Source organism: Streptomyces sp. ISL-100, assembly GCF_018614615.1.
Taxonomy (GTDB): Bacteria; Actinomycetota; Actinomycetes; order Streptomycetales; family Streptomycetaceae; genus Streptomyces.
Window position 1 is genome coordinate 1 of record NZ_JAGGOK010000003.1, and the last position, 13854, is coordinate 13854.

Here is a 13854-nt window from a genome sequence, read left to right on the forward strand (position 1 = left end):
AAACGCGTGTGGGCTCATCCCTGACGGGGATGAGCCCACACGCGTTTCCAGGCCTCACAGCGGCCGCAGTACCGGCTCCTTCTGAACCGCCCCCAGCAGCCTGTCGATAGCCAGCTCGACGTCTTCCTTCCACGAAAGCGTCGTCCGCAGCTCCAGCCTCAGCCGAGGGTGCAGTGGATGCGGACGTACGGTCTTGAAGCCGACCGACAGCAGGTGTTCCGCGGGCAGCAGACAAGCGGGCTCCGTCCAGCGGGCGTTGCCGAAAGCCTCGATGGCCTTGAACCCGCGTCGCAGCAAATCCTTGGCAACGGTCTGCACCATGACACGCCCCAGCCCCTGCCCCTGATAACTGGGCATGATCCAGGCGGTCATCAACTGCACAGCATCCGGGGACACCGGGCTCGTCGGGAATGCCGTCGAGCGCGGTACGTAAGCCGGCGGCGCGTACAGCACGAAGCCCACAGGAACCTCGTCGACGTAGACGACCCGCCCGCACGACCCCCACTCCAGCAGGACAGCCGAGATCCAGGCTTCCTTCTCCAGCTCCGGAGTGCCAGCCTTTACGGCTGCTTCTCCACTGACCGGATCAAGCTCCCAGAAGACGCAGGACCGGCAACGCTTGGGGAGGTCCGGAAGATTGTCCAGCGTGAGCGGTACGAGCCGACGCCCCATGAAGGATGTTCCTCGCTTCCTTGGCCTGCCGCATCGCGGGCAGCAGCCAGCGCGCCCCGTTCCCGGAGCAGACTGCCGACGAACCCGCCGACCGCTCCGACACTCAGCCCGGCTGTCACCAGTTGGCTGCGGCTCACCGATCGCATGGCCCCCGCCCTCCTTCTCAAGTGAACCAAGGTGGATGCGCCATACCAGAACGCATCGTATCCACCCAGCGATCGAACGGACACCGTGAGAAAGCAAAGGGCGGGTCGTGTTCCAGATTGCTCCGGACACGGCCCGCCCTGCAACAGCCCTTGGCGACCCGTCAGCTCTCGCCGCCCTCCGCGCCCTCTTCCGTGAGCCCCTTGCCAAGGACCCGGCCCTCGCCGGGTGCGAGCGTCCCGAGGATCCGCTCCAGGTCGTCCATCGACGCGAACTCGACGACGATCTTCCCCTTCTTGTGCCCCAGGTCGACCTTCACCCGCGTCTCGAACCGGTCCGAGAGCCTCGAAGCGAGATCGGACAGCGCCGGCGACAGGCGGCCACCCGCACGCGGCCCCTTCGCCTTCGGAGTGCTCTGCGGACGTGAGCCCATCAGAGTGACGATCTCCTCGACCGCACGCACCGAAAGCCCCTCGGCCACGATGCGATGCGCCAGACGATCCTGCTCCTCGGAGTCCTCCACCGCGAGCAGGGCCCGCGCATGCCCGGCGGACAGCACACCCGCCGCGACCCTGCGCTGCACCGACGGCGACAGCCTCAGCAGGCGCAGCGTGTTGGACACCTGCGGACGCGAACGCCCGATCCGGTCCGCCAGCTGGTCGTGCGTGCAGTTGAAGTCCTTCAGCAGCTGGTCGTACGCCGCCGCTTCTTCCAGCGGGTTCAGCTGCGCCCTGTGCAGGTTCTCCAGCAGCGCGTCGAGGAGAAGCTTCTCGTCGTCCGTGGCACGGACGATCGCGGGAATCCTCTCCAGGCCCGCTTCCCGGCAGGCCCGCCACCGGCGCTCGCCCATGATGAGCTCATAACGCTCGGGCCCCAGCTGCCGTACGACGACGGGCTGAAGAAGCCCCACCTCCTTGATGGAGGTGACCAGCTCCGCCAGCGCGTCCTCATCGAACACCTCACGCGGCTGACGCGAGTTCGGCTTGATGGAATCCAGCGGAAGCTCGGCAAAGTGAACCCCGGCCACCTCATCGGGTCCCGCCGGCCCCGGCTGCGGCACCTGCCCGGGAGCGTGCGTTTCACGTGAAACGGCCCCGGCTGGAAGCGACGTGACCTTCGCGGCCGCCACCCCCCGCTCCGCGGTCAGCACCGGCACGGCCCCGGGGGATGTCGAGGCCGTCCCTACGGGCGAACTCGGCTTCTCCTGCGAAGCGGCAGGGATCAGCGCACCGAGCCCACGCCCCAACCCTCTACGTCGCTCACTCACTGGATCCCCTCCGACATGCTCTGCTGGCTGTTCTGGCTGCCCGGGTGGGCATGCTGCGGGTCATAGTGCACCCCGACGCCCCGCAACGCGATCTCGCGGGCCGCTTCGAGGTACGAAAGCGATCCACTGGATCCCGGGTCATAGGTGAGTACTGTCTGCCCGTAGCTCGGTGCTTCGGAGATACGCACGGACCGCGGGATGCTCGTCCTGAGCACTTCCTTGGCGAAGTGGGTACGCACTTCGTCGGCCACCTGAGAGGCGAGCCGGGTCCTTCCGTCGTACATGGTCAGCAGGATCGTCGACACATGCAGGTCCGGGTTGAGATGCCCCCGCACCAGATCGACGTTCCGAAGAAGCTGACCCAGCCCTTCGAGCGCGTAGTACTCGCACTGAATGGGGATCAGCACCTCGGCGCCGGCGACCATCGCATTGACGGTCAGCAGGCCCAGGGAGGGCGGGCAGTCGATGAGGATGTAATCCAGCGGCTGCTCGTACGCCTGGATCGCCCGCTGCAAGCGGCTCTCCCGCGCCACCAGCGACACCAGCTCGATCTCCGCACCGGCGAGATCGATGGTGGCCGGTGCGCAGAAGAGACCTTCGACGTCCGGGACCGGCTGGACCACCTCGGAAAGCGGTCTGCTGTCCACCAGGACGTCATAGATCGAGGGAACCTCGGCGTGGTGGTCGATGCCCAGCGCCGTAGAAGCGTTGCCCTGCGGGTCGAGGTCAATCACCAGGACGCGCGCACCGTGCAACGCGAGGGAAGCAGCAAGGTTGACCGTCGATGTGGTCTTCCCGACGCCGCCCTTCTGGTTAGCCACCACCATGATGCGGGTCTGCTCGGGCCGGGGCAGGCCCTCGCCTGCACGGCCAAGAGCCTCTACCGCCAGCTGGGCAGCACGACCGATAGGGGTGTCGTCCATCGGGGGCGGTGTTTCACGTGAAACATCCTCCCCCGCCGATTCGGTTCGGGGGCCGGGGACCGGATCGGTCATCGGCCCCGCGATATTGGCGTCGGACCGCACGGATTCACTCTCCTCGACTTCAGGCTCGCAATGCACAGAGCCTGCCATGCTTTCGGGGTCATGAACCAGCGAGGCCCGTTCTTCTGTGGAGGAATCCACCTGTGTGGACAACTCCGTACCCCTCACGGGCCTGCGGTCGCGCGGCGCGGCAGCCGCACGACCGCGACTGATGATTCCATGCAGCAAAGAGCGACGTTTCACGTGAAACACGATGCACCGGCGGCGCACCTACACCCTCACGACGCTCCCAAATGCGTACGTATGGAAGCTTGTATGGAGCATCGTTGATAGACAGGGCAGATCATCGCCGCCGACGCGTGCGCGACGGCCGAGCCGCCTTGGCCCGCTTGGCCGCGAACCGCACCCCACCAGGACTCTCCCCGACCTCCACACGCACCACCGTGGACATCGGATCCACGACGCCCTCGCCGACCTGAAGAACCTCCGTCTTCACCACACCGAGCTTGCTCAGCGCGGAACGGGTGCTCTTCAGCTCCTCCTCGGCGGTGTCACCCTTGAGCGCCAGCATCTCCCCGTACGGACGCAGCAAGGGAACCCCCCACCCGGCCAGCCGGTCCAGCGGCGCCACAGCGCGCGCCGTCACCACATGAACCGGCGGCAGCTTCCCGAGCACTTCCTCCGCCCGGCCGCGCACCACCGTCACATGCTCCAGACCCAGCAGCTCGACGACCTCCTGAAGGAAGTTCGTACGCCGCAGCAGCGGCTCCAGCAGCGTGATCTTCAGATCCGGGCGCACCAGCGCCAGCGGAATGCCCGGAAGCCCGGCACCCGAACCCACATCGCAGACCGTGACACCTTCAGGGACGACCTCGGAGAGCACCGCGCAGTTCAGCAAGTGCCGCTCCCACAGCCGCGGCACCTCACGAGGACCGATCAGGCCTCGCTTCACGCCGGCGTCCGCGAGGAGCTCCGCGTACCGGACAGCCGCTGGAAAGAACTCGCCGAATACCGCCCGTGCCTCTGCAGGCGCCTGGGGAAGCTCTGCTTCCTCCGTCACGGGGACCGTCCTTCCGTACCGCGCTACCGAACTGATGGCTGACTAACAGACTGACAAAGATCGGCCCCGCCTGCGAACAGACGGGGCCGACAGACAAACAGGCCGATCAGGCCGGAAGAACGACGACGAAGCGCTCCGGCTCTTCGCCCTCGGACTCACTGCGCAGACCCGCCGCCGCGATCGCGTCATGCACGACCTTGCGCTCGAACGGCGTCATCGGCTCCAGGTTCACCGGCTCACCGGTGCTCTTCACCTCGTCCGCGGCCTTGGCCCCGAGCGCGGAGAGCTCCTCACGCCGCTTGGCCCGGAAACCCGCGATGTCCAGCATCAGCCGGCTCCGGTCCCCGGTCTCACGGTGCACAGCGAGACGCGTCAGCTCCTGAAGCGCCTCCAGCACCTCACCGTCCCGGCCCACGAGCTTCTGCAGATCACGGCTGCCCGCGTCGCTGATGATCGAGACCGCGGCCCGGTCGGCCTCGACATCCATGTCGATGTCGCCGTCGAGGTCGGTGATGTCGAGCAGGCCCTCGAGGTAATCGGCCGCGATTTCCCCTTCCTGCTCGAGGCGGGTCAGGGTGTCGCCACCCTCAGCGGCCGCGGAGGTGGTGCCTTCCGTCACGGGATGGACTCCTTTATTACTTCTTGGACGGGTGCTTGGGCCGCTGCTGGCCCTTGCGCTGCCCGGACTTGGCTTGGCGTGCGGAACCGGAAGCAGGCTTGCCGGCCGTCTTGGGCTTGTCGTCCTGCGGCTCATCCTTCTGCAGCGACGTCTTCGCCGCAGGTTCGGTGCCGGCCTGACGCTGCGCCTTCGTCAGACGCTTGGGCTGCTGCCGCTTCGCGCCGGACTCCGACGTCGTACCGTCCTCGGCCTCGACCTCGGGCTCACCCTTCGCCACAGTGCCGTCAGGCTGAACGGTCAGCCGCGCCAGACCAAGGCCCTTGACGAACTTGCGCTCGGCCTCGTTGCGCTCACGGCCCTTGGCAGCGATCTGCTTGATGACGTTGCGCTCGCGACGGCTGCGCACCTTGCCGTGCTTGACGATCGACTTCTGCATACGCTCCAGCAGCTGAGCCTGCGCCTTACTGCCCGGAGTCGGGTTCCCGTGGATCACGTACATCTGCTGACCCATGGTCCACACGTTGGTGGTCAGCCAGTAGACGAGGACACCGACGGGGAAGTTGATACCCATCACGGCGAACATGACCGGGAAGATGTACATCAGCATCTTCTGCTGCTGCATGAACGGCGTCTTGACCGTCAGGTCGACGTTCTTCGTCATCAGCTGGCGCTGCGTGTAGAACTGCGACGCCGACATCAGGACGATCATGAGCGCTGTGACGATGCGCACATCGGTCAGCGATGCCTGCAGGGCATCGACCTTCTCCGTGCTGTCCATGAACTTCGCCGCGATCGGGGCGCCGAAGATGTGGGCCTCACGGGCGCTGTTGACCAGGTCCTTGTTGAGAACGCCGATCTCGTCACCCGAGGAGATCTTGCTCAGCACGTGGTACAGGGCGAAGAAGAACGGCGACTGCGCCAGGATGGGAAGGCACGAGGACAACGGGTTGGTACCCGTCTCCTTGTACAGCTTCATCATCTCTTCGGACTGACGCTGCTTGTCGTTCTTGTAGCGCTCCTGGATCTTCTTCATCTCAGGCTGGAGCGCCTGCATGCCACGCGTCGACTTGATCTGCTTGACGAACAGCGGGATCAGACAGATCCGGATCAGCACTACAAGGGACACGATGGACAGACCCCAGGCCCAGCCTGTGTCAGGCCCGAAGACCGCCCCGTACATCGTGTGGAACTGGACGATGACCCAGGAAACTGGGGTGGTGATAAAGCTGAACAGACTGGCAATCGTGTCCACTAATCAGGCTCCTTGAGCATTGGGCGAGGGCTCTGCTGCCGGGTTGATCTCAGCGGCGGAGTGCTGCCCGCCCTTGCTGCCGCGGTTGCCGCTCCACGCATTACGCAGCGCTTCGTGCCAACGCGGACGAGTACGCGGCGGAACATGGTCCACACCACCCGGCGACCACGGATTGCACCGCAGAATGCGCCAGGCGGTCAGGGCCGTGCCCTTCACCGCACCGTGCCGGTCGATGGCCGTAAACCCGTAGTGGGAGCACGACGGGTAGTACCGGCAGACAGGCCCGAGCAACGGACTGATCGTCCACTGGTACAGCTTGATCAGAGCCAGCAACGGGTACTTCATCGCGCGCCCCCTCCCAGCAGCCGCTCAAGTGCGGCATCCAGGTCTCGGGCCAGCTGTGCATGGTCGGCATCGCCTGCTCCGGGCAGTGCCCGTACGACAACCAGGCTACCGGGGGGCAGCTCCGACAGACGGTCCCGGACCAGGTGGCGAAGCCTGCGCTTCACCACATTCCGTACGACAGCATTGCCAACGGCTTTGCTGACGACGAAACCCGCACGCGGCTGGGGAACGCTCTCCCCAGGCGCGTGCGGGTCCGTTGAACCACTGCGTAGGTGGACGACGAGGAGCGGGCGTCCGGCCCGGCGTCCTCGGCGTACCGCGGTCGCGAAATCCTCGCGCCGCCTCAGCCGATTCTCGGTAGGCAGCACGTCATGACCTGTAGGTGATCAGGCGGAAAGGCGCGTGCGGCCCTTGCCACGGCGAGTCGCCAGGATGGCGCGACCGGCACGCGTCCGCATGCGGAGACGGAAACCGTGGGTCTTGGCGCGACGACGGTTGTTCGGCTGGAAGGTGCGCTTGCTCACTCGGGGGCTCCAGAAGTGGTGTGGTGGCGGGGCATCGCCTGGCTGTCACCGTGCGCCCACGAGGAAGCTCGCAACGCCCGTGTGCACCGCTTCACGATCACAGACCGTGATCATTGCCCATCGGAGGCAGGCGGCAGCAGCCATCGACAACTCGACCTGGTCACGGTACGCGCGGCTACGCCATCCGGTCAAACCGACCCGTCTCCAGGGTCCACTATGCACAGGCTGTGGACAACAACTTGATGCACGTGAGGGCCCGCGACTACCGTGCATGAACTTGGATTCTTATCCGTTGTGTCCTTGCCTGTCCGTCCCATCCCGTCCCAAGAACCACACATTCGTGGGACCTGTGAGAGAGCGTGCCCTGTGGCTGACGTACCTGCCGATCTTGCCGCAGTGTGGCCACGAGTGCTGGAGTATCTCCTCGGAGAGGGCCAGCAGGGCATCGAACCCAAGGACAAGCAGTGGATCGAGCGCTGCCAGCCGCTCGCCCTGGTCGCCGACACCGCGCTGCTCGCCGTCCCCAATGAATGGGGCAAGCGCGTCCTCGAAGGCCGACTCGCGCCGCTCATCAGCGAGACGCTGAGCCGCGAGTGCGGGCGCCCCATCCGGATCGCGATCACCGTCGACGACTCCGCCGCGGAGCCCGCCCCCCAGCAGCAGCCCCAGCACGAGTCGTACGACACCTACGGACACCGGCCGCCGGCCGACGACCTGCCGACCGCCAGGCCCGCATACCCCGACTACCGCCAGCCCCGCCACGAGCAGGGCGCCTGGCCCCGCCCGCAGGAGGACCACGGCTGGCAGCAGCCCCGGCTCGGCGGATTCCAGGAACGCGACCCGTACGCCTCCCGCCCCCCGCAGCACGACTACCGGCAGCAGGCGCCCGAGCACCAGCAGTACGAGCAGCCGCACTACGACCAGCCGCCGCGTCACGAACGCCCCGAGCGCCGCGACCACCAGGACCAGTCCGCCCCGCACCGCGGCGGCCCCGGCTCCTCGATGCAGCCCGGCGGCGGCGCCCCCGGCCCCCTGGCCGCACAGGCCTCCACCCCGGGCCCCGGCGAGCCGCACGCCCGGCTGAACCCGAAGTACCTCTTCGACACCTTCGTCATCGGCTCGTCCAACCGCTTCGCGCACGCGGCCGCCGTCGCCGTGGCCGAAGCGCCGGCGAAGGCGTACAACCCCCTCTTCATCTACGGAGAGTCGGGCCTTGGCAAGACGCACCTGCTGCATGCGATCGGGCACTACGCCCGGAGCCTCTACCCCGGCACGCGCGTGCGCTACGTGAGCTCCGAGGAGTTCACCAACGAGTTCATCAACTCCATCCGCGACGGCAAGGGCGACGCGTTCCGCAAGCGCTACCGCGACGTGGACATCCTGCTCGTCGACGACATCCAGTTCCTCGCGAGCAAGGAGTCGACACAGGAGGAGTTCTTCCACACCTTCAATACGCTCCACAACGCCAACAAGCAGATCGTGCTGTCCTCGGACCGGCCGCCCAAGCAGCTGGTGACCCTGGAGGACCGGCTGCGCAACCGCTTCGAGTGGGGCCTGACCACCGACGTACAGCCGCCCGAGCTGGAGACGCGCATCGCGATCCTCCGCAAGAAGGCGGTCCAGGAGCAGCTGAACGCCCCGCCCGAGGTGCTGGAGTTCATCGCCTCCCGTATCTCGCGCAACATCCGCGAGCTGGAGGGTGCGCTGATCCGGGTGACGGCCTTCGCGTCGCTCAACCGGCAGCCGGTCGACCTCGGCCTCACCGAGATCGTGCTCAAGGACCTGATCCCCGGAGGCGAGGACGCGTCTCCGGAGATCACCGCCGGCGCGATCATGGCGGCGACCGCCGACTACTTCGGACTGACGGTGGAGGACCTCTGCGGGTCGTCCCGCAGCCGCGTGCTGGTGACGGCCCGGCAGATCGCGATGTACCTGTGCCGGGAGCTCACGGACCTCTCGCTGCCGAAGATCGGCGCGCAGTTCGGCGGCCGTGACCATACGACCGTGATGCACGCCGACCGCAAGATCCGCGCGCTGATGGCGGAACGCCGGTCCATCTACAACCAGGTCACCGAGCTCACCAACCGCATCAAGAACGGCTGACGCGGCACCCGCGAGACCCTCCGAAGGGCGCCCAGGGACGAACTCCCGGGGCGCCTTTCGTCGTTCCGCGGTCGTTCCGCGCCCTCGGGGTGTTCGAATACCTGCCCGCAGGGCTCTCTTCTCCACAGAACAGGGCAGGATGTTCCGTCCACACCCTGGGGACTCAAAAGTTGTCCAGACTGGGTCCACAGGCGCGGTTCCTGAGACTTCATCAGCCCAGGTCAGGTGGTTGGGGATTTGTGGTCAACCTTCATCCACAGGCTGTGGACAGAAAAACTGTCCACAGGGAGCGATCTTGGTTGTCCACCGGCGGCCCACAGGCTGGACCAGCTTGTGCACAGCTAATCCACACCTCTGTCCACTGTTCGGCAACGAAACACGCGCTCTCACCGGGGCGAGTGAAAGCGGTCACACCAAGGAGGTCGGTTGGGCTGTGGGGAACGTGGGTAAAGCTGGGGACAGCGCTGGGGAGAAGTCACCCCTGCCTGTGCACCGAGTGTGTGTAACTTTCGCGCGTCCACAGAAACACCGAGTTGTCCACCGGCTCCGCCCACAGGCGCGGTGGACAAAAAAGTGGTGCTGACCTGCGAAAACAGGGTTATCCACCGTTTCCACAGGCCCTACTACTACTCCCACTTAGAGTTAGCTCGGAATTCGCTTGGAAGAAGGGCCTGTGCACAACTTCGGCCCGGAGCCCTCGGCGCCTCTCGCCACGACTTGACCCCGAGCCGCACCGACTGTCGGTGCCGTGCGTCAGACTGGTCCCCGGCAACACAGCCAGACGACCCCAGACCACGACGGCCAGCAGGGCGAGCCAGCAACAAGCAGGAGGCGGTTCCGGTGAAGATCCGGGTTGAGCGCGATGTACTCGCGGAGGCGGTGGCCTGGACGGCTCGCAGCCTTCCGGCCCGTCCGCCGGTCCCCGTTCTCGCGGGCCTTCTTCTGAAGGCCGAGGACGGCGCGCTGAGCCTCTCCGGCTTCGACTACGAGGTCTCGGCCCGCGTCTCGGTCGAGGCGGACGTGGAGGAGGACGGCACCGTTCTCGTCTCCGGCCGGCTCCTCGCCGACATCTGCCGCGCCCTGCCGAACCGTCCGGTGGAGATCTCCACAGACGGTGTACGGGCGACCGTGGTCTGCGGCTCCTCGCGGTTCACACTCCACACGCTGCCTGTGGAGGAGTACCCGGCGCTGCCGCAGATGCCGACCGCGACCGGCACCGTTCCCGGTGAGGTCTTCGCTTCCGCCGCTGCCCAGGTGGCCATCGCCGCGGGCCGCGACGACACGCTGCCCGTGCTCACCGGCGTACGCATCGAGATCGAGGGCGACCGGGTCACGCTGGCCTCCACTGACCGTTACCGCTTCGCGGTCCGCGAGTTCATGTGGAAGCCGGAGGACCCGGAGGCGTCGGCTGTCGCACTGGTGCCCGCCAAGACGCTGCTGGACACCGCCAAGTCGCTGACCAGCGGTGACACGGTCACCATCGCGCTCTCCAGCTCTGGCGCGGGTGAGGGCCTGATCGGTTTCGAGGGCGCGGGCCGGCGTACGACCACGCGACTGCTCGAGGGCGACCTGCCGAAGTACCGGACGCTGTTCCCGACCGAGTTCAACTCGATCGCCGTCATCGAGACCGCCCCGTTCGTCGAGGCCGTCAAGCGTGTGGCGCTGGTCGCGGAGCGGAACACCCCGGTGCGGCTCAGCTTCGAGCAGGGCGTGCTGATCCTTGAGGCGGGTTCGAGCGACGACGCACAGGCTGTGGAGCGGGTCGACGCGAACCTCGACGGCGACGACATCTCGATCGCCTTCAACCCGACTTTCCTGCTCGATGGCTTGAGTGCGATCGACTCGCCGGTCGCCCAGTTGTCCTTCACGACGTCCACGAAGCCGGCGCTGCTCAGTGGCAGGCCGGCGGTGGATGCCGAGGCGAACGAGGCGTACAAGTACCTGATCATGCCGGTGCGGCTCTCGGGCTGACGGCTGGGGCTGATGGCTCGGCTGATGGCTCGGCCGATGGTCCCGCGGGCCGGGCGTAGGCTCGGCCCTGGGTACGAATCTCGCCTCAACGCTTAAGGAATCTCTGATGGAGCTCGGTCTCGTCGGCCTCGGCAAGATGGGCGGCAACATGCGTGAGCGCATCCGCCGCGCAGGCCACACCGTCATCGGTTACGACCGCAACCCGGACGTCGCCGATGTCCACAGCCTTGAGGAGCTTGTGGCCAAGCTCAAGGGCCCGCGGGTGGTGTGGGTGATGGTCCCGGCGGGTGCGGCGACGCAGTCCACCGTGGACGAGCTGGCCGAGCTGCTGGAGCCGGGCGACGTGGTCGTGGACGGCGGGAACTCCCGTTGGACGGACGACGAGAAGCACGCGGTGGAGCTGGGCCTCAAGGGCATCGGTTTCGTCGACTGTGGTGTCTCGGGTGGTGTCTGGGGCCTGGAGAACGGCTACGCGCTGATGTACGGCGGCGACGCCGAGAACGTGGCGAAGGTCCAGCCGATCTTCGACGCGCTGAAGCCCGAGGGTGACTTCGGTTCGGTGCACGCGGGCAAGGTCGGTGCCGGCCACTTCGCGAAGATGGTTCACAACGGCATCGAGTACGCCATGATGCAGGCGTACGCCGAGGGCTGGGAGCTGCTGGAGAAGGTCGACTCCGTCACGGATGTGCGTGAGGTCTTCCGGTCCTGGCAGGAGGGGACGGTCATCCGTTCCTGGCTGCTGGATCTGGCGGTCAACGCGCTGGACGACGACGAGCACCTGGAGGGCCTGCGGGGATACGCGGCCGACTCGGGTGAGGGCCGCTGGACGGTCGAGGCCGCGATCGACAACGCGGTGCCGCTGCCCGCGATCACGGCGTCGCTGTTCGCGCGGTTCGCTTCGCGTCAGGACGACTCCCCGCAGATGAAGATGATCGCCGCCCTGCGCAACCAGTTCGGTGGTCACGCGGTCGAGTCGAAGAAGTAAGCAGTTCAGAGCTGGGAGAAGGTCGGCGCACGCCATGCACGTCACGCATCTGTCGCTGGCCGACTTCCGCTCGTACGCCCGGGTCGAGGTCCCTCTCGATCCGGGCGTTTCCGTGTTCGTGGGGGCGAACGGGCAGGGGAAGACGAATCTTGTCGAGGCGGTCGGCTATCTCGCGTCGCTCGGCAGTCACCGGGTCTCGTCCGATGCGCCGCTGGTGCGGATGGGCGCGGAGCGGGCGGTGATCCGGGCGGCTGTGACGCAGGGCGAGCGGCAGCAGCTGGTGGAGCTGGAGCTGAATCCGGGCCGGGCGAATCGGGCGCGTATCAACAGGTCGTCGCAGGTCAGGCCGCGGGATGTGCTGGGGATCGTACGGACGGTGCTGTTCGCGCCGGAGGATTTGGCGCTGGTGAAGGGTGATCCGGGTGAGCGGCGCCGTTTCCTGGATGAGTTGATCACGGCGCGGTCGCCGCGGATGTCGCGTGTGCGGTCGGACTACGAGCGGGTGCTGAAGCAGCGGAACACGTTGTTGAAGTCGGCGGCGATGGCGCGCAGGCACGGTGGCCGGTCGATGGACATGTCGACGCTGGATGTGTGGGATCAGCATCTGGCTCAGGTGGGTGCGGAGCTGTTGGCGCAGCGGCTGGATCTGATCGCGACGTTGCAGCCGATGACGGACAAGGCGTATGAGCAGCTGGCGCCGGGCGGGGGTCCGGTGTTGTTGGAGTACCGGAGTTCGGTCGGTGAGGGTGTTGGTGCGGTGCGGTCGCGTGAGGAGTTGTACGGGCTGTTGATCGCGGCGTTGGCTGATGCGCGGAAGCAGGAGATCGAGCGGGGTGTGACGTTGGTCGGTCCGCATCGGGATGATCTTGTGTTGAAGCTGGGGCAGTTGCCGGCGAAGGGTTATGCCAGCCATGGGGAGTCGTGGTCGTTCGCGTTGTCGCTGCGGCTGGCTTCGTACGATCTGCTGCGGTCCGAGGGTAATGAGCCGGTGCTGGTTCTTGATGACGTTTTCGCGGAGCTGGACGCGCGGCGGCGGGAGCGGTTGGCGGAGTTGGTGGCGCCGGGTGAGCAGGTGCTGGTGACGGCTGCGGTGGATGACGATGTGCCGGGGGTGCTGGCGGGGTCGAGGTATGTGGTGTCCGGTGGCGAGGTGGCGCGGGTATGAGTGGATTGAGTGGTGCGGGCGGGGAGTTGCCGCAGGAGTCGCCGAAGGTGCCCGGGCAGGCGGCGGCGCCGGAGGCGCGTGAGTCGGCGGGTGTGGATTTGGCGCGGGTGGCGTTGCGTGCGGCGAAGGAGCAGGCGCGGGCGCGGGGTGCTGCGGCGCAGCAGAAGAAGCAGGTCAGGCGTGGTGGTGGGGTGCGGTCGGGGTCGGGTGCTGATGGTCGTGATCCGTTGGCGTTGGGTGCTGCGTTGGATCGGTTGAAGACGGAGCGTGGCTGGGAGATGCCGATGGCGGTCGGCGGTGTGATGGGCCGGTGGCCGGAGATTGTGGGTGGGGATCTGGCGAATCACTGTGTGCCGCAGCGGTATGACGAGGATGAGCGGGTTCTCACGGTGCAGTGTGATTCGACGGCGTGGGCGACGCAGTTGCGGTTGATGCAGCGGGAGCTGTTGACGCGGCTGAATGCTGATCTTGGCCGGGACACGGTGCGGTTGATCAAGATTTGGGGGCCGGGTGGTCCGCCGCGTCGTTTTGGTGCTTTGCGGGCTCCGGGGAGTACGGGTCCGGGGGATACGTACGGCTGAGGTGTGGGTGTGCGCGTGAGGCGTCCGTCACGGTAGTGGGTGGTTGACAGTCCGAAGCGCTGAATGCCCGTGTGAGCCTCTTGGGGCCCCTTCCCGGATATGGGGAGTCGGACGGCGCCGGTTCAGGACGGCACATGGGTACTCAGGTACCGGCAAACCCCCATGAGTGTCTGCGCTACCGGT

At 66.7% G+C, this 13854-nt stretch carries 14 protein-coding genes; 5 read left to right on the forward strand and 9 right to left on the reverse strand.

Annotated elements, in window-relative coordinates; all coding sequences use genetic code 11:
- Positions 1–54: 54 nt before the first annotated feature.
- From J7E89_RS01180 to rpmH, 9 genes are all read right to left on the reverse strand, one after another.
- Positions 55–672 carry a GNAT family N-acetyltransferase gene (locus tag J7E89_RS01180; protein WP_214967151.1) on the reverse strand — a complete coding sequence of 206 codons (618 nt, stop codon included), beginning with the start codon at positions 670–672 and terminating at the stop codon, positions 55–57.
- 307 nt (positions 673–979) lie between these two features.
- On the reverse strand, positions 980–2083 hold the full coding sequence (locus J7E89_RS01185; protein WP_214967153.1) for a ParB/RepB/Spo0J family partition protein: 1104 nt from the start codon (positions 2081–2083) through the stop codon (positions 980–982).
- A complete protein-coding gene (locus tag J7E89_RS01190) occupies positions 2080–3156 on the reverse strand; it encodes a ParA family protein (protein WP_214967529.1) in 1077 nt (358 codons plus the stop codon). The genes J7E89_RS01185 and J7E89_RS01190 overlap by 4 nt, the downstream gene beginning before the upstream one ends.
- Before the next feature lie 253 nt (positions 3157–3409).
- Positions 3410–4126, reverse strand: a complete 717-nt coding sequence (gene rsmG, locus J7E89_RS01195; protein ID WP_214967155.1) for a 16S rRNA (guanine(527)-N(7))-methyltransferase RsmG — start codon at positions 4124–4126, stop codon at positions 3410–3412.
- A gap of 106 nt (positions 4127–4232) precedes the next feature.
- Complete coding sequence (locus J7E89_RS01200) at positions 4233–4745, reverse strand: R3H domain-containing nucleic acid-binding protein (RefSeq protein WP_214967158.1); 513 nt, start codon at positions 4743–4745, stop codon at positions 4233–4235.
- 16 nt (positions 4746–4761) lie between these two features.
- A complete protein-coding gene (gene yidC / locus J7E89_RS01205) occupies positions 4762–5997 on the reverse strand; it encodes a membrane protein insertase YidC (protein WP_214967160.1) in 1236 nt (411 codons plus the stop codon).
- Between the two features lie 3 nt (positions 5998–6000).
- Complete coding sequence (gene yidD, locus J7E89_RS01210; RefSeq protein ID WP_214967162.1) at positions 6001–6342, reverse strand: membrane protein insertion efficiency factor YidD; 342 nt, start codon at positions 6340–6342, stop codon at positions 6001–6003.
- Entirely contained in the window at positions 6339–6710 is a 372-nt protein-coding gene (gene rnpA, locus J7E89_RS01215) for a ribonuclease P protein component (RefSeq protein ID WP_214967164.1), read from the reverse strand. Before rnpA ends, yidD begins: the two co-directional genes overlap by 4 nt.
- Positions 6711–6728: 18 nt before the next feature.
- Entirely contained in the window at positions 6729–6866 is a 138-nt protein-coding gene (gene rpmH, locus J7E89_RS01220) for a 50S ribosomal protein L34 (protein ID WP_078606731.1), read from the reverse strand.
- A gap of 366 nt (positions 6867–7232) precedes the next feature.
- Here rpmH and dnaA point away from each other — a divergent pair, with 366 nt between their 5' ends.
- The 5 genes from dnaA to J7E89_RS01245 all read left to right on the forward strand — a co-directional run bounded on the left by dnaA (position 7233) and on the right by J7E89_RS01245 (position 13671).
- On the forward strand, positions 7233–8969 hold the full coding sequence (gene dnaA / locus J7E89_RS01225) for a chromosomal replication initiator protein DnaA (RefSeq protein ID WP_214967166.1): 1737 nt from the start codon (positions 7233–7235) through the stop codon (positions 8967–8969).
- A gap of 840 nt (positions 8970–9809) precedes the next feature.
- Positions 9810–10940 carry a DNA polymerase III subunit beta gene (gene dnaN / locus J7E89_RS01230; RefSeq protein WP_214967169.1) on the forward strand — a complete coding sequence of 377 codons (1131 nt, stop codon included), beginning with the start codon at positions 9810–9812 and terminating at the stop codon, positions 10938–10940.
- A gap of 106 nt (positions 10941–11046) precedes the next feature.
- Positions 11047–11925 carry a phosphogluconate dehydrogenase (NAD(+)-dependent, decarboxylating) gene (gene gnd / locus J7E89_RS01235; RefSeq protein WP_214967171.1) on the forward strand — a complete coding sequence of 293 codons (879 nt, stop codon included), beginning with the start codon at positions 11047–11049 and terminating at the stop codon, positions 11923–11925.
- 34 nt (positions 11926–11959) lie between these two features.
- Positions 11960–13090: a DNA replication/repair protein RecF gene (recF, locus tag J7E89_RS01240; RefSeq protein ID WP_214967172.1), complete on the forward strand. Its 1131-nt coding sequence runs from the start codon at positions 11960–11962 to the stop codon at positions 13088–13090.
- Positions 13087–13671 (forward strand): DUF721 domain-containing protein, encoded by a 585-nt coding sequence (locus J7E89_RS01245; protein WP_214967174.1) that lies wholly within the window; start codon positions 13087–13089, stop codon positions 13669–13671. Before recF ends, J7E89_RS01245 begins: the two co-directional genes overlap by 4 nt.
- Positions 13672–13854: the final 183 nt, after the last annotated feature.